Raw genomic sequence first — 21,016 nt, 5'->3', positions numbered from 1 at the left:
GCGGCTCGGTGCCCCGAACCTGCCGGCGAGGGCCGCGGGAGACGCCGCCCGAGCCCTGCGGGCCCGCCCTTCCGGGCCGGCGCCTCGCGCGGGAAACGGCCGTCCTCGTCGAGCGGCGGGATCGGACGCATGCGAAGGGCGGAGGCGGGCGTCTAGCCCGCTCCCGCCCCGATTTTCGCGGAAGACGCTTGCGGCGCGCCCGTCAGCAGCGCAGGCGGCGGCCTTCGCGCTGCCCGTGCACCTGCCAGTGCAGCAGGCCGGACTCCATCTTGCCGCGCTCGACGGCGCGCCGGACGTCGGGATTGCAGCGGAGATATTCGCGCTCGTTGAAGGCGGAGTCGCCACGGGAGCGCGGTCCGCGATCGCGGTAGCCCTCGTCGCGGTCCCGGTACCCGTAGTCACGGTCCCGGCCGCCGTAATCCCGGTCCCTGGAGCCGTAGTCGCGGTCGCGGTATCCGTAATCCGAGCCGCCGTAGGGTTGAGCCCAGCCCGTGCCCACCGACCCCATCAGGGTCAGGCCCACCGCTGCCATTGCCCAGATTGCCTTCATTCTGCGTGTCCTCCTTGACGGCCGCTCAACGCTCCGAGCGGGATTTGGTTCGATCCTCGCAGGCTAACGGTCGGCGGCCGCGTCTGCCAAGCCGCTGCGGATAGCGGAGCGCGGCTCAGCCAAGCGCGTCGGCGAAGCGCAACGCTGCGGCCCGGATCACCTCCGCCGCCCGCGTCACGCCGGCCCGGTCGACGTCGAGATGGGTCGTCACGCGGATCTGGTGGGTGCCGATCGCCCGCACCCGGACATCCTCGGCGAGGCAGGCCTGCGCGAAGGCGGCGGCCGGGATGCCGAGGCCCTCGACCGAGAAGACCAGGATGTTCGACTGCCCGGCCGTCGGGTCGAAGGCGAGGCCCGGCAGGTCCCGGACCGCCTCGTGGATCAGGCGCAGGTTCGCGTTGTCGGCGGCGAGCTGCTCGATGTGGTGGTCCAGCGCGTAGAGGCCGGCCGCGGCGAGCACGCCCGACTGGCGCATGGCACCGCCGAGCCGGTATTTCCAGCGCCACGCCTCCACCACGAAATCCTTCGTGCCGCAGAGCACCGCGCCGACCGGGCAGCCGAGGCCCTTGCTGAGGTCGAGCCAGACGCTGTCGAAGCCGGCCGCGTACTCGGCCGCCGGGATGCCGGTGGCCACCACCGCGTTCAGCAGGCGCGCCCCGTCGATATGGGCCTTCAGCCCCCGCGCGTGGGCGATGTCGCGGATGCGCCGCATGTCGGCGAGCTCCCAGACCGAACCGCCGCTGAAGCTCGTCGTCTGCTCCACCGAGACGAGGCGCGAGCGCGGGGCCGTGCGGGCGGGCGTCCGGATCGCGGCCTCGAACTGCTCCGGGCTGTAGATGCCGGCCGGCGTCCGCAGCGGCGCCACCGAGACGCCGCCGATCGCCGCCGAGCCGGCGGCCTCCGTGTTGTAGATGTGGGACTGGTCGTCGACGATGATCTCGTCGCCGGCCTGCGTCTGCACCAGGATCGAGACCAGGTTGCACATCGTGCCCGAGGGCATGAACACGCCGTCCTCCTGGCCGAGCAGCGCCGCCACGCGCTCGCAGAGGGCCCGCGTCGTCGGATCGGAATCCGACTGCTCGTCGCCGACCACGGCCCGGGCCATCGCCTCGCGCATGCCCGGCGTCGGACGCGTCTGGGTGTCGCTGTAGAGATCGATCGTCACGGCGATAAACTCGTTGAATTGTCGATGCGCCCGCCCGAGGGCCGAGCCGTCCTAGCCCGGGGCGGGCCCGCTGCCCAGGCTCGGAACCCGGGCTTCATTCGAATTGAATTTTGTATTACAAATTCAGTAAGAGACAAGACGGTCGCCGGTCGGTGGGTTCGGAACCCGGCGCGCCCATGGGAGGACGGGATGGGAGCGACGCCTCAGCCGGCGACGAGCCAGAGGGCCGCCGCACGCAACGATGCGGGGCTGACGCGGCGTCTCGCCGAAGCCCTGCAGGGCGAGGTACGCTTCGACGCCTTCACGCGCGGGCGCTACGCGACCGACGCCTCGATCTACCAGATCGTGCCGGCCGGCGTCGTCTTTCCCCGGAACGCCGCCGACATCGCCGCGACCCTCGGGATCGCGGCCGAGCACGACGTGCCGGTCATCCTGCGCGGCGGCGGCACCTCGCAGAACGGCCAGCCGATCGGGCGCGGCCTCGTCGTCGATTGCTCGCGCCACTTCAACGGGGTGCTGGCCTACGACGCGGAGGGCGGCACCATCACCGTCGAGCCCGGCATGGTGCTGGAGCGCCTGAACACGCGGGTGAAGGCGGACGGCTGGTTCTTCCCCGTCGAGCCCTCCACGGCCACTCGCTGCACGATCGGCGGCATGGCGGGCAACAATTCCTGCGGCGCCCGCTCGCTCCGCTTCGGCAAGATGAGCGACAACGTGCTCGGGATGGAGGCGCTGTTCCACGACGGCGAGCCCTTCGGCTTCGGCCTGACCGGCAACGATGCGAGCGGCGCTCACGGGGGTCCCCGGGCCGAGGATCTCGCCCGGCGGATGCTGGCGCTGGCCGAGTCCGAGCGCGCCGAGATCCTGCGGATGTACCCGCAGGTGCAGCGCCGCGTCGGCGGCTACAACCTCGATGCCTTGATCGAGGCGCGGCCGAACCTCGCCCACCTCCTCGTCGGCTCGGAAGGGACGCTCGCGGCCACGACCTCCGTCACGCTGAAGCTCTCGCGGCTGCCGACGCACCGGGTGATGGGTGTCTGCCACTTCCCCTCCTTCCGGGCGGCGATGGAGACCACCCAGGCGATCGTCGACCTCAACCCCGTCGCGGTCGAGCTCGTCGACAACAACGTTCTGGTCCTCGGCGCCGACATCCCGCTCTTCCGCACGACGCTCGCCGACATCACCCGGGGCAAGCCGAACTGCCTGCTGCTCGCCGAATTCGCCGGGGACGACCGCGACGCGCTGATGCGCGACCTGAAGCGCCTCGATGCCTGCATGAGCGACCACGGCTTCGCCGACGCGGTGGTCGAGGTGCCCGAGCCCGCCCGGCAGAGGTCGGTCTGGGAGGTGCGCGAGGCCTGCCTCAACATCATGATGTCGATGAAGGGCGACGCGAAGCCCGTCTCCTTCATCGAGGATTGCGCGGTGCCGCTGGAGCACCTCGCGGACTACACGGACGCCGTCACCGAGGTCTTCACGAAGCACGGCACCCGCGGCACGTGGTACGCGCACGCCTCCGTCGGCTGCCTGCACGTGCGGCCGATCCTCAACATGAAGGAGGGGGAGGACGTCGCGACGATGCGCGCCATCGCCGAGGAGACCTCGGATCTGGTGCGCCGCTACAAGGGCTCCTACTCGGGCGAGCACGGCGACGGCATCTCGCGCTCGGAATATGTCGAGCCGCTGTTCGGCTCGCGGCTCGCCCGCGCCTTCGAGACGGTCAAGGATTCCTTCGATCCGGAGAACCGGCTCAACCCCGGCAAAATCGTGCGGCCGCTGAGGATGGACGACCGCTCCCTGATGCGCTTCGCGCCGGGCTATTCCGTGAGCCAGCCCATGAAGACCGCCCTCGACTGGTCGGAATGGGGCGGGTTCGGCGGCGCGGTCGAGATGTGCAACAACAACGGCACCTGCCGGAAGCTCGCGGGCGGCGCCATGTGCCCCTCCTACCGGGCGACGCGGGACGAGCAGCACCTCACCCGTGGCCGGGCGAACTCCCTGCGGCTCGCGATCTCGGGTCAGCTCGGCGCGGACGCCTTCACCAGCCCCGAGATGAAGCGGACGCTCGATCTCTGCGTCTCCTGCAAGGCCTGCCGCCGGGAATGCCCGACCGGCGTCGACATGGCCAAGATGAAGGTCGAGTTCCTGCACCATTACCACGCCCGGCACGGCCTGCCGCTGAAGGAGCGGCTCGTCGCCGGCCTGCCGCTCTATGCCGGCATCGCCGCGAAGCTCGCCCCGCTCCTGAACCTGCGCGACCGCTATCGCCCCCTCGCCCGGCTCTCGGAGCGGGTCGCCGGCCTCTCGGCCCGGCGCACCCTGCCGCGCTGGCGCCGGCCCTGGGCCGAGACCGGCGAGGCCGCCCACCCGCAGGACGTCACGGGCGATTTCCGCGACGTCATCCTGTTCGGCGACACCTTCAACCGGGCCTTCGAGCGGGAGAACCTGGAGGCGGCCGAGCGGGTGCTCGCCGCCGCGGGCTACCATCTGCACCGGGTCTTCCCCGCGCGGGGGCGCCGGCCGCTCTGCTGCGGGCGCACCTACCTCGCCTCCGGCCAGACCGACCGGGCCCGCGCCGAGGCGCGGCGGACGCTCGAGACGCTGCTGCCCTACATCCGGGCCGGCGCGCGCGTCGTCGGGCTCGAGCCCTCCTGCCTCCTCACCTTCCGCGACGAGTTCGCCGCCCTCCTGCCGGGCGAGGATGCCGGCCTGCTCGCCCGGAGCAGCGTCCTGTTCGAGGAGCTTCTCGCCGCAGACCTCGCCGCCGGACGCATCGAGCTGCCCCTCGCCGACCAGGGCGGCCGGGTCGCGCATCTGCACGGCCATTGCCACCAGAAATCGTTCGGCGTGATGGGCTCCGTCGAGACCGTCCTGCGCCGCGTGCCCGGCCTCGACCTGCGGGTCATCGAGTCGAGCTGCTGCGGCATGGCGGGCGCCTTCGGCTACGGTGCCGACACGATCGACGTGTCCCTCGCCATGGCCGAGCTCTCGCTGTTCCCGGCGCTCCGCAGGGCCGGCCCGGACGACCTCGTCGTCGCCGACGGCACGAGCTGCCGCCACCAGATCCACGACGGTCTCGGAATTCAAGCAGAACATGTGGCCCGCGTTCTGGATCGCGCTCTGATCCCTCGACACTGATTTCAGCCGAGCCTAAACGTAGCGTGGGATTCCGTCCGTGTTCTCCGATCCAGTTGGCCGATGAATAAAATCGATACGGGTCTCGGCATCAGCCGGCGCTACCTCCACGACGAGGTCGCCGACCGGATGCGAGAGCTCATCCAGTCCGGCGAGATGGAGCCGCGCGCCCGGATCAACGAGGGCGAGCTGACCGAGCGCTTCGGCATCTCGCGCACCCCCTTGCGGGAAGCCATCAAGATCCTGGCGACGGAGGGGCTGCTGGAGCTCCTGCCGAACCGGGGCGCGCGCGTCGCCAGCATCTCGCAGGGCGAGATCGAGGAGATGGTCGAGGTCATCGCGGGCCTGGAGGCGACGGCCGCGGAACTCGCCTGCCGCCGCATCACCGACGAGGAGATCGCCGCCATCGAGGTCGAGCATGCGGCGATGGTCACGGCCTGGAAGGCGGGGGACGAGGCGGAATATTTCCGCATCAACCGCAGCATCCACGAATCGATCATGACGGCGAGCCGCAACGTCACGTTGTCGGGCATCTACATGAGCCTGTCCGGCCGGATCCAGCGCTCGCGCTACAAGGCGCACCAGACCGCCGACCAGTGGGAGCGGGCGGTCCAGGAGCACGAGCAGATGGTCAGGCTGCTCCACGCCCGCGACGGCGCGACCCTCTCGCCGCTCATGCGCGAGCACATCCGCGGCAAGAAGCAGGTCATCGCCGCCAATTACGGTGAGGCCGACGGCTGAGGCCGGGCTCGCCCCGGCTCACGCCGCCGCGTTGATCGCGCGCATGTTCGCCACGAGGTCGGCGAAGCGGTCTCCCTGAACCACGACATGGGCGCGCAGCACCTCCGCGGCCCGCGCCTCATCGCCCGAGACGATCGCCTCTACGATCGCCGTGTGCTCGGCGAGCGACTGCGTGAGCCGCTGGCGCGCGCGAAGCTGCAGGCGCCGGAACGGGGCGAGACGCCGATGGAGCGTCCGGGCCTGCTCGCACAGGAACTCGTTGCGGCAGGCGCGGTAGACCACCGTGTGGAAGACGTAGTTCTCCTGATAGTACGCCTCCGTGTCCCCGGCCTCCGCGGCGCGGGCGCAGGCGGCCAGCGCCTCCTTCAGGGCGGCCTCGTCCTCGGGCACGAGGCGGCGGGCCGCGAGGCGGCCGCAGGAGGCCTCGATCTCCGCCATCGTCTCGAACATCGCGAGCAGGTGCTGCGGCTCCGGCGCGCTCACGATCGTACCCTTGCGCGGCTTCGTCTCGACGAGGCCGGTCATCGCCAGCTGGATCAGGGCCTCGCGAATCGGCGTGCGCGACACGCCGAATCGCTCGGCGAGCTGCACCTCGTCGAGGCGGGCACCGAGCGGCAGGCGGCCGTCGACGATCTCGTCCTCGATCGTCTGTTTGAGGCGCTGGGCCTGGCTCATTGCGGTATCCTCCCGGCCGGCAGCATTTTCCGGACGCCACTATTATGCAAGGGAGTTGACAAAATATACAAGACGGTCTCATCTGAATACCAGAAGGCGCATTCAGTATAAATATTGCGCTGCACAAGATCGGCGCCGCCAGCGTGCGCCGCGGGAGAAAGACGCCATGCCCCTGACTCGACGCCACATCCTCGCCTCGGGCCTCGCAGCGCCCGCCCTCCTCAAGTTCGGGCTCAACGCCGCGCAGGCGGCCACCACCCTCAAGCTGTCGCACCAGTTCCCGGGCGGCACGATCGACGAGGGCGATTTCCGCGACCGCATGTGCCGCAAGTTCGCCGCCGCGATCGCCGAGCGCGGGAAGGGCGCGCTGGAGGTCCAGGTCTATCCCGGCTCCTCCCTGATGAAGACGAACGCCCAGTTCGGCGCGATGCGCAAAGGGGCGCTCGACATGTCGCTCTACCCCTCGCCCTATGCGGGCGGCGAGGTGCCGGAGTTGAACATCGGCCTGATGCCGGCCCTCGTGACCTCCTACGCGCAGGGCGTGGCCTGGAAGAAGGCGCCGGTCGGACGGAAGCTCATCGAGATCCTCGATTCCAAGGGCATCATCCTCGTCTCCTGGGTCTGGCAGGCGGGCGGCGTCGCGAGCCGCGAGCGGCCGCTCTACGCACCGGCCGACGCCAAGGGCCTCAAGGTCCGCGGCGGCTCCCGCGAGATGGACCTGATGATGAAGCAGGCGGGCGCGGCCACGCTCTCGATCCCCTCGAACGAGTCCTACGCCGCCATGCAGACGGGCGCGTGCGACGCGGTCATCACCTCTTCCACCAGCCTGATCTCGTTCCGCCTGGAGGAACTGGCGAAGGCCCTCACCTCCGGCCGCGAGCGCTCCTACTGGTTCATGCTCGAGCCGATCATGATGTCCAAGATCGTGTTCTCGGGCCTCCCGAAGGACCAGCAGGACCTGATCATGTCGGTCGGGGAGGAACTGGAGGCCTTCGGTCAGGCGGGCGCCAAGGCCGACGACACGCGGGTCGAGGAGGTCTTCGCCAAGGCCGGCGCCAAGGTCCAGAACCTCGACGAGGCGACCATGGGCAAGTGGCGCGAGATCGCCCGCGAGACGGCCTGGAAGGATTACGCCGGCAAGAACGCCAACTGCGCCGAACTCCTCAAGCTGGCGGAGCAGGTGTCATGAGCCACGCCTTCGATGCGGCCTCGGCCGCCGCCGAGACCCACGCCGCTCCGGAGCCCCGCATCCCGGGGCTCCTCGGCACGCTCGATCGGGGCGTGAAATCCGTCAACCACGTGATCATGCTGCTCGGCGGCGTCGCGCTCGTCTGCGCCTGCCTCGTGCTGAGCTACAGCGTGGTCATCCGCTACGTCCTGCACGAGCCGACCGACTGGCAGGACGAGATGGCGGTGTTCCTGATCGTGGGCGCCACCTTCTTCTCGGCCGCCGCCGTCCAGGCCAAGCGCGGCCACGTGGCGATCGAGGCCCTGACCGGCCTCCTCTCGCCGCGGGTGAACCGGGCCCGCCTGCTGATGGCCGACATCGTCAGCTTCGTCTTCGTGGTGTTCTTCGCCTGGAAGAGCTGGTCGCTCCTGCACGAGGCCTGGGTCGACGGGCAGGTCTCGCAATCGACCTGGGGCCCGCCGCTCTGGATCCCGTACTCGCTGATGGCGGTGGGCATGAGCCTGCTCTCCGTGCAGTTCGTCCTGCAGATTGCGGAGGCGATCCTCTACGGCCCCGACAAGGCCGGCTGGGCCAAGCCCAAGATCGGTCTCGGGGCCGATCTCAACCGGGACCTGAAGGACCGTCCCGACCTGACGCCGAGCGGCCCCGACGTGATGGGCACGCGGACCACGGGGAGGCACCAATGAGCGTCGCGGCAATCGGCTTCCTCTACGCGGGAGCGACGCTGAGCGTGATGCTCGCGGGCATCCCCATCGCCTTCGCCCTCGGCTTCGTGGCGCTCGCCTTCATGGTCGCGTTCATGCCCGGCTCCTCCCTCGATACCGTGGCGCAGAACGTCTACGAGGAAATGGCCTCGATCACCCTCCTGTCGATCCCGCTCTTCATCCTGAAGGGGGCGGCGATCGGCCGGTCCAAGGCCGGCCAGGATCTCTACTCGGCGATGCATGCCTGGATGCACCGCATCCCCGGGGGGCTCGGCATCGCCAACGTCTTCGCCTGCGCGCTGTTCGCCGCCATGGCGGGATCGAGCCCGGCCACCTGCTCGGCCATCGGCTCGGCGGGCATCCCGGAGATGCGCAAGCGCGGCTACTCGCCGGGCTTCGCGGCCGGGATCATCGCGGCGGGCGGCACGCTCGGCATCCTGCTGCCACCCTCGATCACCATGATCCTCTACGCGGTGGCGGCCGAGCAGTCGCTGGGCCGGCTCTTCCTCGCCGGGATCGGGCCGGGCCTGCTCCTCGTCGGCCTGTTCGCGGCCTGGGCCGTCTACCGCTTCCGCTCGGAATTCGCGGCGGCGAAGGTCGCCTATGAGCGCAACGGCACCACCTCGCCGATCCTGGCGGAGGACAAGTACAGCATGCGGGAGCGCTTCTCGACGCTGCCGCGGGTGCTGCCCTTCGTCATCCTGCTCACCGGCGTGATGGTGGCGCTCTACGGCGGCTACGCCACGCCCTCCGAGACGGCCGGCCTCGGCGGCCTGCTCGCGCTCGCCCTGATCGCGGTGATCTACGGCGTCTGGCGCCCGAAGGATGTCAGCCCGATCCTCACGGCGACGCTCCGGGAATCGACGATGCTGATGCTGATCATCGGCATGTCGCTCCTCTACGCCTACGTGATGAGCTACCTTCACATCAGCCAGGCGGCGGCGGCGGCGATCGTCGCCATGCAGCTCTCGCCCTGGCTCCTCCTCGTCACGATCCTGCTCCTCGTGATCGGCCTCGGATTCTTCCTGCCGCCGGTCTCGATCATCCTGATGACGGCGCCGATCATCCTGCCGCCCCTCAAGGCCGCCGGGTTCGACCTCGTCTGGTTCGGCGTCGTGATGACGATCACCATGGAGATGGGGCTGATCCACCCGCCGGTGGGCCTCAACATCTTCGTGATCAAGAACATCGCCCCCGACATCCCGCTCTCGGACATCATCTGGGGCACGCTGCCCTTCGTGATCCTGATGGCGGTGGCGATCCTGATCCTGTGCCTCGTCCCCGGCATCGCCATGTGGCTGCCCAATACCCTGCTGCCGACGACGCGGTAGCGGGCGCAGGCAGAACGCTTCGCGCGAACGGCCCGGACCGGATGGTCCGGGCCGTTTGCGTTCGCGGCCCTACCGCCCGCTCCAGTGCGGCGGGCGCTTGGCGAGGAAGGCTTCCATCCCCTCGCGGAAATCCTGGCTCATGTAGCATTGCAGGATCAGGTCCTCGCCCGTGCCCGTATCGCCCTCCTGCAGGCGGCGCAGGCCCTCCTTGGTGGCCTGGAGCGTCAGCGGAGCATGGCCGGCGAGCAGCGTCGCGAGTTCCGCCGCGCGGGCCTGCAGCGCCTCGGCATCGGCCACCACCTCGCTGACGAGGCCGACCGCGAGCGCCTCGTCCGCTCCGACGAGGCGGGCGGTGAACAGGATGTCCTTCACCCGCGCCGGGCCGATCAGGGCCGAGAGGCGCTTGAGGTTGCCCTGCGACAGGCAATTGCCGAGGGTCCGCGCGATCGGGAAGCCGAAGCGGGCGTCCTGGGTCGCGATCCGCAGGTCGCAGGCCGCGGCGATGGCGGCGCCGCCGCCCGTGCACGCACCCGCGACGGCGGCGATCGTCGGCACGCGCAGGCGCTCCAGGGTGCCGAGCACCCGGTCCATGAAGCGCTCGTAGCCGAGCGCGTCCTCGGGCGTCTTGAAGCCCCGGAACTGCGCGATGTCGGTGCCCGCGGCGAAAGCCTTCTCGCCCGCACCCGCCACGATCACCGCCTTGACCGAGGAATCCTCCGCGATCTGCCCGCACAGGGTGATCAGCCCCTCGTACATGCCGAAGGTGAGCGCGTTGCGCGCCTGCGGCCGGTTGAGGACGATGCGGGCGATGCCGGCCTCGTCCTTCGTGAACAGGAGTTCCTCGGTGGGGGACGTCGGGTCGGTCGTCATCGTGCGATCCCTGGTTGGCGCCCGCGCGCCCGTACGGCGCGCGCGGTGTCCGTCGCTGCTTGTCCCGCCCCGCCTATCACGCCTGCGTCTCGCGCACGACGCCGCGCGCGATCAGGCCGTCGATCGCCGCCGCGTCGTAGCCCGCCTCGGCCAGGATCGCGCGGCTGTGCTCGCCGAGGAGCGGCGCCGGCCCGTGCACGCGCCCGGGCGTGCCGGAAAACTTCACCGGCAGGCCGAGCGTCTGCATCCGCCCGGCGCGGGCGTGGTCGACCTCGACCACCATCTCGCGGGCGAGCGTCTGCGGATCGCGATGCATCGCCGCGACGTCGAGGACGGGGCCGGCCGGCACGCCGCCGGCCTCGAGCCGGGCGAGCCAATCCGCCGAGGGCGCGGTGCGGAAATGGGGGCCGAGGGCCGCGGCCAGCGCCTCGCGGTTGGCCATCCGGTCGCGGTTCTGCGCGAAGCGCGGGTCGTCGGCGAGGTCCTCGGCCCCGAGAACGGCCAGAAGCCTCAGCCAGTTCGTCTGGTTCGCCGCGCCGATCGTGATCCAGCCATCCGCCGTCTCGAACGCCTCGTAGGGGGCATTGAGCGGGTGGGCCGAGCCCATCGGCCCCGGCGCCGAGCCCGTCGCCATGCTGATCGCCGATTGCCAGTAGGTCAGCGTGATACCGGCCTCGAACAGCGAGGTGTCGACGACCTGCCCCTCGCCGGTCTTCAGCTTGTGCGCGTAGGCCGCGAGCACGCCCATGCCGGCGAGGATGCCGGCGGTGATGTCGGTGACCGGCGGCCCGCATTTCATGGGCGGCCGGCCCGGCCCCTCGCCGGTGATGCTCATGAGCCCGCTCATGCCCTGCGCCACGAGGTCGAAGCCCGCCCGCTCGGCATACGGCCCGGAGCGACCGAAGCCGGACAGCGAGCAGTAGATCAGCCCCGGGAACTCCGCCTTCAGCGTCTCGTAGCCGAGGCCGAGCCGCTCCATCGTGCCGGCCCGGTAATTCTCGATGAGCACGTCCGCCTCCGCGAGGAGCCGGCGCAGGATCGTCTTGCCGTCCTCGCTCTTCAGGTCGAGGGCGATGCCGCGCTTGCCGCGGTTCATCATCATGTAGGCGGCGCTCTCGCCCTCGATCGCGGGCGGCACCGAGCGGCGGGTGTCGTCGCCGCCCTCGATCTTCTCGACCTTGATCACCTCGGCACCCATGTCGCCGAGCATCAGCCCGCAGACGGGCCCCGCCATGATGTGGGCGAGCTCCACCACCCGCACGCCCGCGAGGGGCCCGGATCGCTGCGGCTTCGTCGTCGCTGTCATCGCGTCTCCGTACGGCCTGCCCCCGCGCCGGTCCGGCCGGGGGCGCATCGATCTGGCATGCCATAGCGAGCCGGCAGCAGAGGGCGCAACCGCGGACGGGGCGAGGCCGCAAGAGCGGCGAGACTCGAGTGGCTGGACAGCAAGCGCGCGTATCTCTAGAGTTGAGATATTAACCTAGGGTAATAATCGGAGACGAACCGCATGAGCACCTGCCGCGGCAGCAACGGCGACACCTGGGAGATTTACCAGTCCGGCGGCCAGTGGCGCTGGCGCCGGACGGCCCGCAACGGCGAGCCCGTAGGCGCTTCCACTGAGGCGTATGTCAACAAGAGCGACTGCATCGCCAACGCACGGCGCAACGGCATGGATTGCGACCCACAATAGGACCCATCTCCCTCCGGGCCCGCAGCCCCGGCGCCTCCGCCTCCGGCCCGTCCCATGCTAGGGGCAGGCCGGAGAACCGGATGGAGCCGCCATGGGAAGCCCAAACAGCCCAGGAAGCCGGAAGAGCGTCACCGACCTGCGGCGCACCGGGGCGATCGCGATCCTCACCCTGGCCTCGCCGCCGGTGAACGCCCTCTCGGAGGCCCTGCGCCTCGGTATCCGCGACGCGATCACGGCCGCCGGAGAAGACCTGGAGGTCGGCGCGATCGTGGTGATCGGCGCGGGCCGGATGTTCTGCGGGGGTGCCGACATCACCGAGTTCGGGCGGCCCTGGCAGGGGATCGGCCTCGGCGCGCTCCTCGACCGCGTGGAGGACACGCAGAAGCCGGTCGTCGCCGCGATCCACGGGATGGCGCTGGGCGGCGGCCTCGAACTCGCGCTCGCCTGCCATTACCGGATCGCGACGCCCTCCGCCCGCCTCGGCCAGCCGGAGGTGAAGCTCGGCCTCGTGCCCGGCGCCGGCGGGACGCAGCGCCTGCCCCGCCTGATCGGCACCGAGAAGGCCCTCGACATGATCGTCTCCGGCGATCCGATCGACGGGCGGACGGCCCTCGATCTCGGCCTCGTCGACGCGCTCGCCGCGGAAGACCGGCTGGAGGCGGAGGCGATCGCCTTCGCGGAGCGGGTCATCGCGGAGGAACGGGGGCCGCGCCGCATCCGCGACAGCGACGCGCGGCTGGAGCCCGGCCGCGTCGGCCTGTTCGCCGCGGCCCGGGAGGCGGCCGCGCGGCGCTACCGCGGCTTCGAGGCGCCCCAGGCCTGCATCGCCTGCGTGGAGGCGGCGGGCACGCTGCCCTTCGCGGAGGGGCTCGCCTTCGAGGAGCGGACCTTCTTCGCCCTGATGATGGGCGAGCCGTCGATCGCCCAGCGCCACGCCTTCTTCGCCGAGCGCGAGGCGGGCAAGATCCCGGATCTGCCGGCGGCCACGCCGAAGCGTCCGGTCCGGCGCGTCGCCCTCCTGGCCGGTGCCGCGGACCTGGCGGAGGTTTTCTCCAGCGCGGGTCTGCCGGTCGTCCTGGGCGAGACGGCGACCCCCGAGACCGTCGGCGCCTGCGATCTCGTCGTCGCCCCCGCGGATGGGCCGATGGCCCGGCTCGACGCCCTCGCGGGACCGGATGCGATCGTTGCCCTGACCGGCGCCGAACCCGACCTCGACGCGCTCGCCGCGGGAAGCGCGCACCCGGAGCGGGTCGTCGGGCTCCGGGCCGGCGCGTCCGCCTCCGGTGACCGCCTTCTCGAAATCATGCGCGGCCGCGCCACCGCGCCGGACGTGCTCGCGACGGCGATGGCTCTCGGGCGCAGCCTCGGCCGGGTCGCCGTGGCGACGCGCCCGGGCGGCTTCATCGGGCCGAGGATGCTCGCGCGCCTGCGGCGCGAGGCCGACCGCCTCATCCTCGACGGGGCGAGCCCCGCGCAACTCGCCCGCGTGCTCGACGGATTCGGGCTGGCGACGGCTGGGCTCGGCCTCGCCGACCGCGCCGTCGCGTCGCCCGAGCGCGACGAGGCGGTACGCCTCGCCGCCGATCACGCCGGGATCCATCGCCGGGCGGTCTCCGACGACGAGATCCTGGAGCGCTGCCTCGATTCCCTGGTGAACGAGGGCGCGCGGCTCCTCGACGAGGGCGTGGCCCTGCGCGCCTCCGACATCGACGTCGTCTGGGTCACCGGCTACGGCTGGCCGGCCTATCGCGGCGGGCCGATGCACTGGGCGGACGGGCTGGGCCTGCCCCTCCTGCGGGACAGGCTCCGCTCCCGCGCGGAAAACCTCGGCCCGGATTTCGCGCCGTCGCCGCTCCTCGAACGCCTCGCCGCCGAGGGGCGCCGCTTCGGCGATCCCGGCCGGGCGCAGGGGTAGAGGCTCAGGCCGGTGCCCGGGCGTAGAGGCCGGCGAGCAGCGGGTAGACGTAGTGGCGCTCGGCGGCCTCGGCGTCGATGCCCTGCGCCCAATCATCGAGTTCCGAGGCGGCATCGATCATGCTGTTGACGACCTGCGCCGCGATCGAGGGGTCGCAGGCGCGGATCGAGCCGTCCGCGACCCCGTCGACGATCGGGAAGGCGACACGGTCCCAGAGGCGGTGCATCGTGCCGGTGACGCCGCCGCGCAGGCTGTCCGGCAGGGCGCCGACCGCGATCCAGCGGAGCAGGGGGCCGGATTCCGAGAGCTGGTGGCGGACCAGCGCGCGGCTCAGCGCGGTGAGGCGCTCCCAGCCCGTTCCGCCCGCCTCCTCCGCCGCGTCCTGGGTCCGCCGGATCCGGTCGAAGGTGCGGGCGAAGCAATTGGCGACGAGGTCGTCCTTGTTGTCGTTGTGGTGGTAGAAGGAGCCTTTGGTGACGCGCAGCTGCGCCGAGATCTTCTCCACCGAGGCGCCGCGGTAGCCCTGCTCGTTGATGAGGCTCGTGGCCGCGCGCAGGAACGCATCGGTCGGGCCGCCCTCGGCTGCCGGAACCTCGACGACGCGCCCCGCGGCGGGCGGCCAGGGGCTGAGAGGCCCCGCAAGGCCGCGCAGGAGGATGTCCGCCACGCGGCTCGCGACCCGGGCGTAGTCGTCCGGCTCGTAGCGCTCGATCCAGACGCGCAGGGTCTGGACGATCGAGACCAGAAGATGGGTGCGGGCGTTGCGCTCCATCCGGCCGAGATCCGGCAGGGCCTCCGGCCCGAGCACCAGGGCGCGCATCCGGCGGAAGAAGGCGTTGTAGGCGGAGAACACGGTCTCCGCCTGCGGGTCGGGCAGGGCGCGCACGTCGTGGAAGCGGATCAGCGCCGGCTGCTCCCCCGTCGCCATCGCGGCGAGACCGCGCGCGTAGCGGTCGAGGAAGGCGCGCAGGCGCGCCTCGGGCGTCGGCTCCGCCTCGGCCTCCGCGATCAGGGCGTCGAGCCACGCGATCTTGGCGAGGAAGCAGGCCGCCGCAAGATCCTCCTTGCGGCGGTAATAGTAGGTGATCGAGTTCGTCATCAGGCCGACGCTGCCCGAGACGTCGGCCAGCGAGGTGCCGCGGATGCCCCGCTCGTTGAAGCGCTTGGCGGCCGCGTCGAGGATCGCCTGACGCTTCTCGGCGAAGCGCTTGGTCTGCCGCGGGACGGGGCTCGTGGTGTCCGACATACCCAGGGTTGAGCACGGGCGCGCCGGGCTGACAAGCGCCCTCGGGCCGCGCCCGGCCGCCCCGCATACCCCGAACACGAAAACGGGGGCCGGAGGGCCCCCGCTCGCTGCGTCCGCGAGGCGTATCCGCCCGGTCAGACCGGGGCTGGCTCGAGCCCGGCCGGCACTGGCGCGGCTTGCGCCGGCTCCAGCACCTTGCCACGCGGCCCGATCCACTGGCCGACCCAGCGGCGCTGCCAGAGGTAGAGGCAGCCGAGCACCAGCGCCGCGAAGGCGGCGTAGCCCACGAAGCCGATGGCGAAGGAGCCCGTGTACTGCTTGGACAGACCCATCACGTTCGGCAGGATCGCGCCGCCGAGCGCCCCGACCTCGCCGATCATCGAGCCCGCCACCGCCGTGTTCGTCGGCCAGCGGAGCGGGACGAGCTGGAACAGCGCGCCGTTGCCGGCCCCGAGCGCCGCGAAGCAGAGCATGAACAGGATCGTGGTCAGGGCGAGCGAGGGCGCCGAGGTGAGGAGCAGGAAGGAGGCGATGGCCGCGAGCAGCACCACCGTCAGCACCAGCACGCCGCCGACCCGGTCGGCGAAGTAGCCGCCGACGATGCGGATCCCCGAGCCCATGATGGCGGCGAGCATGGTAAGGCGGCCGGCCTCGATCTTGGTGACCGCGAATTGCTCGTAGAAGAAGGTCGGCAGGAAGTTCGACAGGCCGATGAAGCCGCCGAAGGTGATGATGTAGACGAGGCTGAAGGCCCAGCCGTCCTTCTCGAACAGGCAGGCGACGTGCTGGCGGAACGACTGGTGCTCGCGGTCCGGCGGCTCCTTGGCGAAGACGATCATCACGACGAGCGGGATCAGCATCACGATCCCGGCGAAGCCGTAGACGGCCTGCCAGCCATAGGCCTGGGCGAGCGGGGGCGCGAACAGCACGGCGAGCACCGTTCCCGAGTTGCCGGCGCCCGCGATGCCCATAGCCAGACCCTTGTGCTGGGGCGGGAACCAGCCGGAGCCGAGCGACAGGGCGACGCCGAAGGAGGCGCCCGCGATACCGAGCAGCACGCCCATGGCGAGCACGTCGTTGAAGGTGTGGACGAGGAAGAAGCCGAAGGCCATCGCCGCGATGATGAGGCTCATCTCGGTGATCGCCGCATTCTTGCGGCCGATATACTGGGCGAGCACGCCGAGGGGGAAGCGCATGATCGCGCCCGCCATGATCGGCAGCGAGATCATGAACCCGGTCTGGGCGGGGCTGAGCTTGTAGGTCTCGGTGATGAACGGGCCCATGGCGCCGTTCAGGACCCAGATCGCGAAGCAGAAATCGAAGTAGAGGAACGCGGCGAACAGGGTCGGGGGATGCCCCGACTTCATCACGGTCTTGAAGCTGGCCATCAGGGGGTGCTCGTCTGCTGGTGCGGCGCGTTCGCGCTGCCGCTCTGCCGGAGGAACCGGACTCACACCGTCCGCCTTGCGGGGCGCCGTTGCCCCGCGCGCCGCGCCGAGGCGCGACCTCGATGGTCAAGCAGCAAGCGTGCCAGAGACGGCCGCGGCCGGGCCGGGTGGGGCGTCCCCATGCGGCCCCGTCGTGGGGCGCCGGGCAGATTGCTGCACTGCAAGGCAGCCTGCCCAGGAAACGGGCGGCTCGCCGGCGGCGGACGGGACGGTTGGGGTCGACAGCGCGCGCTGGGTGCCCACGCCGATGGTCCGCTACGGGCGGAAACCGGATGCCGATCGGTCCCCAGCGGTCTTCGGCTGTCACACGCCGAGATGAGGGCGCGGCTGACCGGTGAGGTCCCGGGATACACGGCCGCGCATGCCGGCTCGGGACCGATCCGACTCGCTCCGCATTCATCGAGCCGGACTTGTGCAACTATTGTTTGATTTTGTTCTGAGTGACTTCAATCATTATTTGTAATATCTAGTCACATCTGAGTTTTAACAGATCATTAATCATCATCATTCTATATCACCCTGCCCTTAACGGTCATGACTTGCCCGCCTGCAGGGGATTCCGTTTTTCATGGCCCCTCCTCCACGAGCCGACGCATACGGGACACAACCATCGCACCGTCTGCGGGAGTGTCATGCCGCGTGCGGGTTCGGCATTCTCGGGGGCATGAGCGCGCTCTTCGTGCCGTTCGCGCTCTTGGCCATGCCAAGCGCGACGATGGTGGCCGTCGTCGTGGCGCCGGGACGCGACACGGCCGATCTCGCTCGGATCATCGCGGAGGCCGATGGCGCGATCGTCAACGCCGGCGGTTCGGACAACGTCATCCTTGCCCACTCGGACAGCCACGGCTTCGTCTCCCGCCTCTACGCCGCGGGTGCCCACCTCGTTCTCAATGCCGACCTAGCCAAAGGCTGCGGCCCCGCCGCCGTGCGCGCCGCAGCCATCCGAACCGAGGCTCTGCCACGATGAGACAACTTGACGATCTGCGTTTCACCTTCGCTCGGTTCCTGATCCTGCTGCTGTGGGGGCACGTCCTGATCGTTGCAGGAGGCGACGCCATCCTGACCCGAGGATGGCCCGACTACGCTCCGGTCGTCGCCACCGTCTGCCTCGCCGGCATCGGGACCCTTTTCTGGCTGCGCGACCCGGTCGGCACGGCGACACGACTCGTGAGTGCGCTCGCGCTGGTCGGCATGGCGGCCGTGATCCTCATCGCTTTCGCCGGCCATCCCTGGCAGATCGACCTGCACATGTATTTCTTCGCCTGCCTTGCCGTCCTCGTCGGATGGTGTGACTGGCGCGTGATCTTGGCGGCGACGATAGCCACCGCCCTGCATCACCTCACCCTCGATATCGTGATGCCAGGCCTGGTGTTCCCGGGTGCCGACCTCGACCTTGCTCGGGTGGCGCTCCACGCGGTGATCGTGCTGATGGAGGCGGGCGTCCTGATCTGGGTCTGCCGGACCATCGCGCAGTCCTTCGTCTCGCTCGCAGAATCCGAGCGCGAGGCTCAGACGCAACTCCACCGCGCCTGTTCGGCCGAGCAGGAAGCCGAGCGGGCACGCGCGGCGATCGAGGTCACGCGTCGGGCGGAGACCGAGCATGTCGTCCGAACCTTCGAGGCGACAGTTCTCGACATCATCGGGCTGGTCTCATCCTCGGCCTCCGAGCTTCAAGTCACGGCAGAGACCATGACCGCCACCGCGGCCGCGGCGGCCAGCCAGTCGACCACCGTGGCAGCGGCCGCCGAGGAAGCTGCGAGCAACGTCGGCACGGTGGCCGCGGCCGCGGAGGAGCTTGGCGCCTCGGTCGAGGAGATCGGCCGGCAGGTCGGCGGCTCGGCTGACCTCGCCCGGATCGCGGTGGCCGAGGCGGATCACACCAGTGCGCTAGTCCTGGAGCTGAACGCTGCCGTCGCCCGTATCGGTGACGTCGCCGGCATGATCTCCGGGATCGCCAGCCAGACGAACCTGCTGGCCTTGAACGCCACGATCGAGGCAGCCCGCGCAGGCGAGGCGGGTCGCGGTTTCGCCGTGGTGGCGGCCGAGGTGAAGGATCTCGCCGGTCAGACCGCCCACGCTACCGAGGAGATCGCCGGCCAGATCGCTCGGATCCAGGCCTCGACGGATCAGGCGGTCACGGCCATTGGCGGCATCACGGGTCGCATCCAGCAGATCAGCGCCGTCGCGACCTCGATCGCGGCCGCCGTGGAGCAGCAGGGCGCGGCCACCCAGGAGATCGTGCGCAACATCTCGCAGGCCGCGATGGGCACGGAAGAGGTGACGAGCAACATCACCAGGGTGGCCGGGGCGGCCGAAGAGACCGGAGAGGCGGCAAGCCGAGTGCTCGGGGCCTCCTTCGATGTGTCGCGCCGCTCCGAGACTCTCGCGGCCGAAGTGCAACGCTTCATCCAGACCGTGCGCGCCGCCTGAGCGAAGGGCAGCCTGACGCGTACCGTTCCGGTGTCGGAGGCGGCTGAACCGCACCTGGGGGCGCCATGCTGCCGGAACAGGGGGGCGGGACGAGCGTCCGCTTCCGGGGGCGAAAACGACGCGTTGCCACGGCGAGTTTGGGTCGCCGGCGGCGATATCCTGCCGTGGATCAGGGGTGCGCGCCGCTCAAGGTCGGGGGGCCGCCCCTCGCGACGGGTCCGAACGCGTCCGATTCCGAACGATCGCGCGGCGGCCGGCGCATCGGCCTCAGCGGCAGGCGGTGATCGTGCGGACGATCCAGCCCTCGCCCTCCTGCCAGAGCTTGCGCCGGCTGCGCGTGCAGTTCGCGGCCGGGGCCTCGCCCGCCGTCCAGGCGACGGCCGGCTCGCCCCCGGGCCCTTTGACGGGCGCCTTCACGCTCGCCCGGGCCGGAGGCTCGGCGGCCCCCGGCTTCTCCCCTCGGCGCGCCTCGGCAGGCGCGGCGATCAGGCACGATGCGGCCAGGGCGAGCACGAGCGAGCTCGTGCGGACGGGCCGAGACAGGAGAACCGGCACGGGACGAATCCAGGATGGGGAGGTGGCGAATCGCGGCTGGATATGCGCTCGCACCGGTCGCCCCGCAATCGCGGCGGCCCGTCTTTCCCCATCCTCTCATCCGAAATGGTGAAGAGGTGCCTCATCCGAAGGTTGTATGTCCGGCCGGGCCTGTGCCGGATCGGTAACGGTTCCCGCGCGACGCGGCCCGGCCCTGCATCGCGGGACGTGACGGGCGAGGCCCACTTTTGCTAAGGCAGATCAAGACCGAGCTTGGCTGCCGCATACGGGCGGCGCGAACTCGGCTCCAAGGCCCCCCGCCCGCCATGGTCGGACGACGGCACGGGCCCCGAAGGGACGTCTCGCATTCCATGTCCAGACTGACGCGCCGCACGCTGCTCACAGGCTCGATGACGAGCCTCGCGCTCCTCCGCTCCACGCTCCCCGGCCTCGCCCAGGGCGGCCCCCCGCCGGAGGACGCGATCGACGGTTTCGGCGGCTACGACGACGACCGGCTCTACCGGGACGAGGCCGGCCAGCTCTACCGCCGCCGCGGCGGCCAGTACGTGCCCTATTCGGGCCGGGAGACCTACGGCCGGCCCGTGCCCGGCACCGAGCGCGAGCCCCCGCCGCGCCGCACCGTCGACGAGGCGCCGCCGCCCAAGGGCGCGCCCGTCCCGAAGCTCGGCGAGAACCGCGCGGTCGATGACGGGCCGATCGATTACGCCCGCGCCTACGCGGCGATCACGGACGACGCCTTCCCGGTCCAGCCCTTCAACTGGAAGAAGGCGAACCCGGTCTTCCTGCGCCAGGAGGTCGCCTTCAACGGCCGCTACGAGCCCGGGACCATCGTGGTCGATCCGCGCGCCCACCACCTCTTCCTCGTGCAGCCGGGCGGCCGGGCGCGCCGCTACGGCGTCGGCGTCGGCAAGCAGGGCTTCTCGTGGTCGGGCAACGCGACGATCAACTCGAAGCAGGCCTGGCCCGACTGGTACCCGCCCAAGGAGATGATCGCCCGCACGCCGAAGCTCGCCCGCGAGGTCAGCCAGCTCCAGAGCGGCCTCGGCGTGCCCGGCGGCACCCGCAACCCGCTCGGCGCCCGCGCCCTCTACCTGTGGCAGGGGAACAAGGACACCCTCTTCCGCATCCACGGCACGCTGGAGCCGACCTCGATCGGCCACAGCGTGTCCTCGGGCTGCATCCGCATGATCAACCAGGACGTGATCGACCTCTACGGCCGCGTCGGCGTCGGCACCAAGGTGGTGGTGATCACCTGAGGGGTCAGTCGGTCGTGTGCTCGGCGACGTAGCGCCCGAGCGCGCTCGCGGCGTTGAGCATGTGGGCGCGCATCCGGCGGGCCGCGGCCTCGCCGTCGCCCTCCGCGATCGCCGCC

General features: G+C 70.8%; 18 protein-coding genes and 1 pseudogene. 10 read left to right on the top strand and 9 right to left on the bottom strand.

The window, feature by feature from the left end:
• Window positions 1-202: 202 nt before the first annotated feature.
• Both J2X36_RS20500 and J2X36_RS20495 read right to left on the bottom strand, forming a co-directional pair.
• Complete coding sequence (locus J2X36_RS20500) at window positions 203-550, bottom strand: hypothetical protein (protein ID WP_132254841.1); 348 nt, start codon at window positions 548-550, stop codon at window positions 203-205.
• A 115-nt stretch (window positions 551-665) separates the two neighbouring features.
• On the bottom strand, window positions 666-1,715 hold the full coding sequence (locus J2X36_RS20495; protein ID WP_310353208.1) for a threonine aldolase family protein: 1,050 nt from the start codon (window positions 1,713-1,715) through the stop codon (window positions 666-668).
• A 189-nt stretch (window positions 1,716-1,904) separates the two neighbouring features.
• On the opposite strand from J2X36_RS20495, the gene J2X36_RS20490 reads away from it, so the two are divergent.
• Window positions 1,905-4,853, top strand: a complete 2,949-nt coding sequence (locus J2X36_RS20490; protein WP_310353205.1) for an FAD-binding and (Fe-S)-binding domain-containing protein — start codon at window positions 1,905-1,907, stop codon at window positions 4,851-4,853.
• Between the two features lie 60 nt (window positions 4,854-4,913).
• Window positions 4,914-5,591, top strand: coding sequence for a GntR family transcriptional regulator (locus J2X36_RS20485; RefSeq protein WP_132254843.1), 678 nt, complete (start codon window positions 4,914-4,916; stop codon window positions 5,589-5,591).
• A gap of 18 nt (window positions 5,592-5,609) precedes the next feature.
• Here J2X36_RS20485 and J2X36_RS20480 read toward each other — a convergent pair whose 3' ends face one another.
• On the bottom strand, window positions 5,610-6,266 hold the full coding sequence (locus J2X36_RS20480; RefSeq protein WP_132254844.1) for a GntR family transcriptional regulator: 657 nt from the start codon (window positions 6,264-6,266) through the stop codon (window positions 5,610-5,612).
• 166 nt (window positions 6,267-6,432) lie between these two features.
• Between J2X36_RS20480 and dctP the strand changes: the two genes are divergently transcribed.
• Genes dctP through J2X36_RS20465 form a run of 3 tightly spaced genes read left to right on the top strand, consistent with a single transcriptional unit; the run spans window position 6,433 to window position 9,490 of the window.
• Window positions 6,433-7,455: a TRAP transporter substrate-binding protein DctP gene (gene dctP / locus J2X36_RS20475; protein ID WP_310353200.1), complete on the top strand. Its 1,023-nt coding sequence runs from the start codon at window positions 6,433-6,435 to the stop codon at window positions 7,453-7,455.
• Window positions 7,452-8,141 carry a TRAP transporter small permease gene (locus J2X36_RS20470; RefSeq protein WP_310353197.1) on the top strand — a complete coding sequence of 230 codons (690 nt, stop codon included), beginning with the start codon at window positions 7,452-7,454 and terminating at the stop codon, window positions 8,139-8,141. Before dctP ends, J2X36_RS20470 begins: the two co-directional genes overlap by 4 nt.
• Complete coding sequence (locus tag J2X36_RS20465) at window positions 8,138-9,490, top strand: TRAP transporter large permease (RefSeq protein WP_132254847.1); 1,353 nt, start codon at window positions 8,138-8,140, stop codon at window positions 9,488-9,490. Before J2X36_RS20470 ends, J2X36_RS20465 begins: the two co-directional genes overlap by 4 nt.
• Window positions 9,491-9,559: 69 nt before the next feature.
• Here the strand turns inward: J2X36_RS20465 and J2X36_RS20460 are convergent, their stop codons facing one another.
• Both J2X36_RS20460 and J2X36_RS20455 read right to left on the bottom strand, forming a co-directional pair.
• Window positions 9,560-10,360, bottom strand: coding sequence for an enoyl-CoA hydratase/isomerase family protein (locus J2X36_RS20460; RefSeq protein WP_310353191.1), 801 nt, complete (start codon window positions 10,358-10,360; stop codon window positions 9,560-9,562).
• 76 nt (window positions 10,361-10,436) lie between these two features.
• A complete protein-coding gene (locus J2X36_RS20455; protein ID WP_310353188.1) occupies window positions 10,437-11,666 on the bottom strand; it encodes a CoA transferase in 1,230 nt (409 codons plus the stop codon).
• Window positions 11,667-11,867: 201 nt separating this feature from the next.
• On the opposite strand from J2X36_RS20455, the gene J2X36_RS20450 reads away from it, so the two are divergent.
• Together J2X36_RS20450 and J2X36_RS20445 are read left to right on the top strand one after the other, a co-directional pair.
• Complete coding sequence (locus tag J2X36_RS20450) at window positions 11,868-12,050, top strand: DUF1508 domain-containing protein (protein ID WP_310353185.1); 183 nt, start codon at window positions 11,868-11,870, stop codon at window positions 12,048-12,050.
• A 91-nt stretch (window positions 12,051-12,141) separates the two neighbouring features.
• Window positions 12,142-13,965 carry an enoyl-CoA hydratase-related protein gene (locus J2X36_RS20445; protein WP_310353182.1) on the top strand — a complete coding sequence of 608 codons (1,824 nt, stop codon included), beginning with the start codon at window positions 12,142-12,144 and terminating at the stop codon, window positions 13,963-13,965.
• A 4-nt stretch (window positions 13,966-13,969) separates the two neighbouring features.
• Here J2X36_RS20445 and J2X36_RS20440 read toward each other — a convergent pair whose 3' ends face one another.
• Window positions 13,970-15,211 carry a TetR family transcriptional regulator gene (locus J2X36_RS20440; RefSeq protein WP_310353179.1) on the bottom strand — a complete coding sequence of 414 codons (1,242 nt, stop codon included), beginning with the start codon at window positions 15,209-15,211 and terminating at the stop codon, window positions 13,970-13,972.
• 134 nt (window positions 15,212-15,345) lie between these two features.
• On the bottom strand, window positions 15,346-16,599 hold the full coding sequence (locus tag J2X36_RS20435; RefSeq protein ID WP_132256688.1) for an MFS transporter: 1,254 nt from the start codon (window positions 16,597-16,599) through the stop codon (window positions 15,346-15,348).
• A gap of 724 nt (window positions 16,600-17,323) precedes the next feature.
• Between J2X36_RS20435 and J2X36_RS20430 the strand changes: the two genes are divergently transcribed.
• Together J2X36_RS20430 and J2X36_RS20425 are read left to right on the top strand one after the other, a co-directional pair.
• Window positions 17,324-17,626: a hypothetical protein gene (locus J2X36_RS20430; RefSeq protein ID WP_310353173.1), complete on the top strand. Its 303-nt coding sequence runs from the start codon at window positions 17,324-17,326 to the stop codon at window positions 17,624-17,626.
• On the top strand, window positions 17,623-19,089 hold the full coding sequence (locus J2X36_RS20425; RefSeq protein WP_310353170.1) for a methyl-accepting chemotaxis protein: 1,467 nt from the start codon (window positions 17,623-17,625) through the stop codon (window positions 19,087-19,089). Before J2X36_RS20430 ends, J2X36_RS20425 begins: the two co-directional genes overlap by 4 nt.
• 267 nt (window positions 19,090-19,356) lie before the next feature.
• Here the strand turns inward: J2X36_RS20425 and J2X36_RS20420 are convergent, their stop codons facing one another.
• Window positions 19,357-19,644 (bottom strand): hypothetical protein, encoded by a 288-nt coding sequence (locus tag J2X36_RS20420; RefSeq protein ID WP_132256695.1) that lies wholly within the window; start codon window positions 19,642-19,644, stop codon window positions 19,357-19,359.
• A gap of 350 nt (window positions 19,645-19,994) precedes the next feature.
• Between J2X36_RS20420 and J2X36_RS20415 the strand changes: the two genes are divergently transcribed.
• Window positions 19,995-20,900 carry a L,D-transpeptidase gene (locus tag J2X36_RS20415; RefSeq protein ID WP_132256697.1) on the top strand — a complete coding sequence of 302 codons (906 nt, stop codon included), beginning with the start codon at window positions 19,995-19,997 and terminating at the stop codon, window positions 20,898-20,900.
• Between the two features lie 4 nt (window positions 20,901-20,904).
• Here J2X36_RS20415 and J2X36_RS26915 read toward each other — a convergent pair.
• Window positions 20,905-21,016: pseudogene (locus tag J2X36_RS26915) on the bottom strand (GntR family transcriptional regulator); the annotation flags it as partial.

This window comes from Methylobacterium sp. BE186 (assembly GCF_031457035.1).
GTDB classification, from domain to species: Bacteria; Pseudomonadota; Alphaproteobacteria; order Rhizobiales; family Beijerinckiaceae; genus Methylobacterium; species Methylobacterium segetis.
The sequence above is the reverse complement of the archived record's forward strand: the minus strand, read 5'-3'. Positions and strand labels throughout refer to the sequence as shown.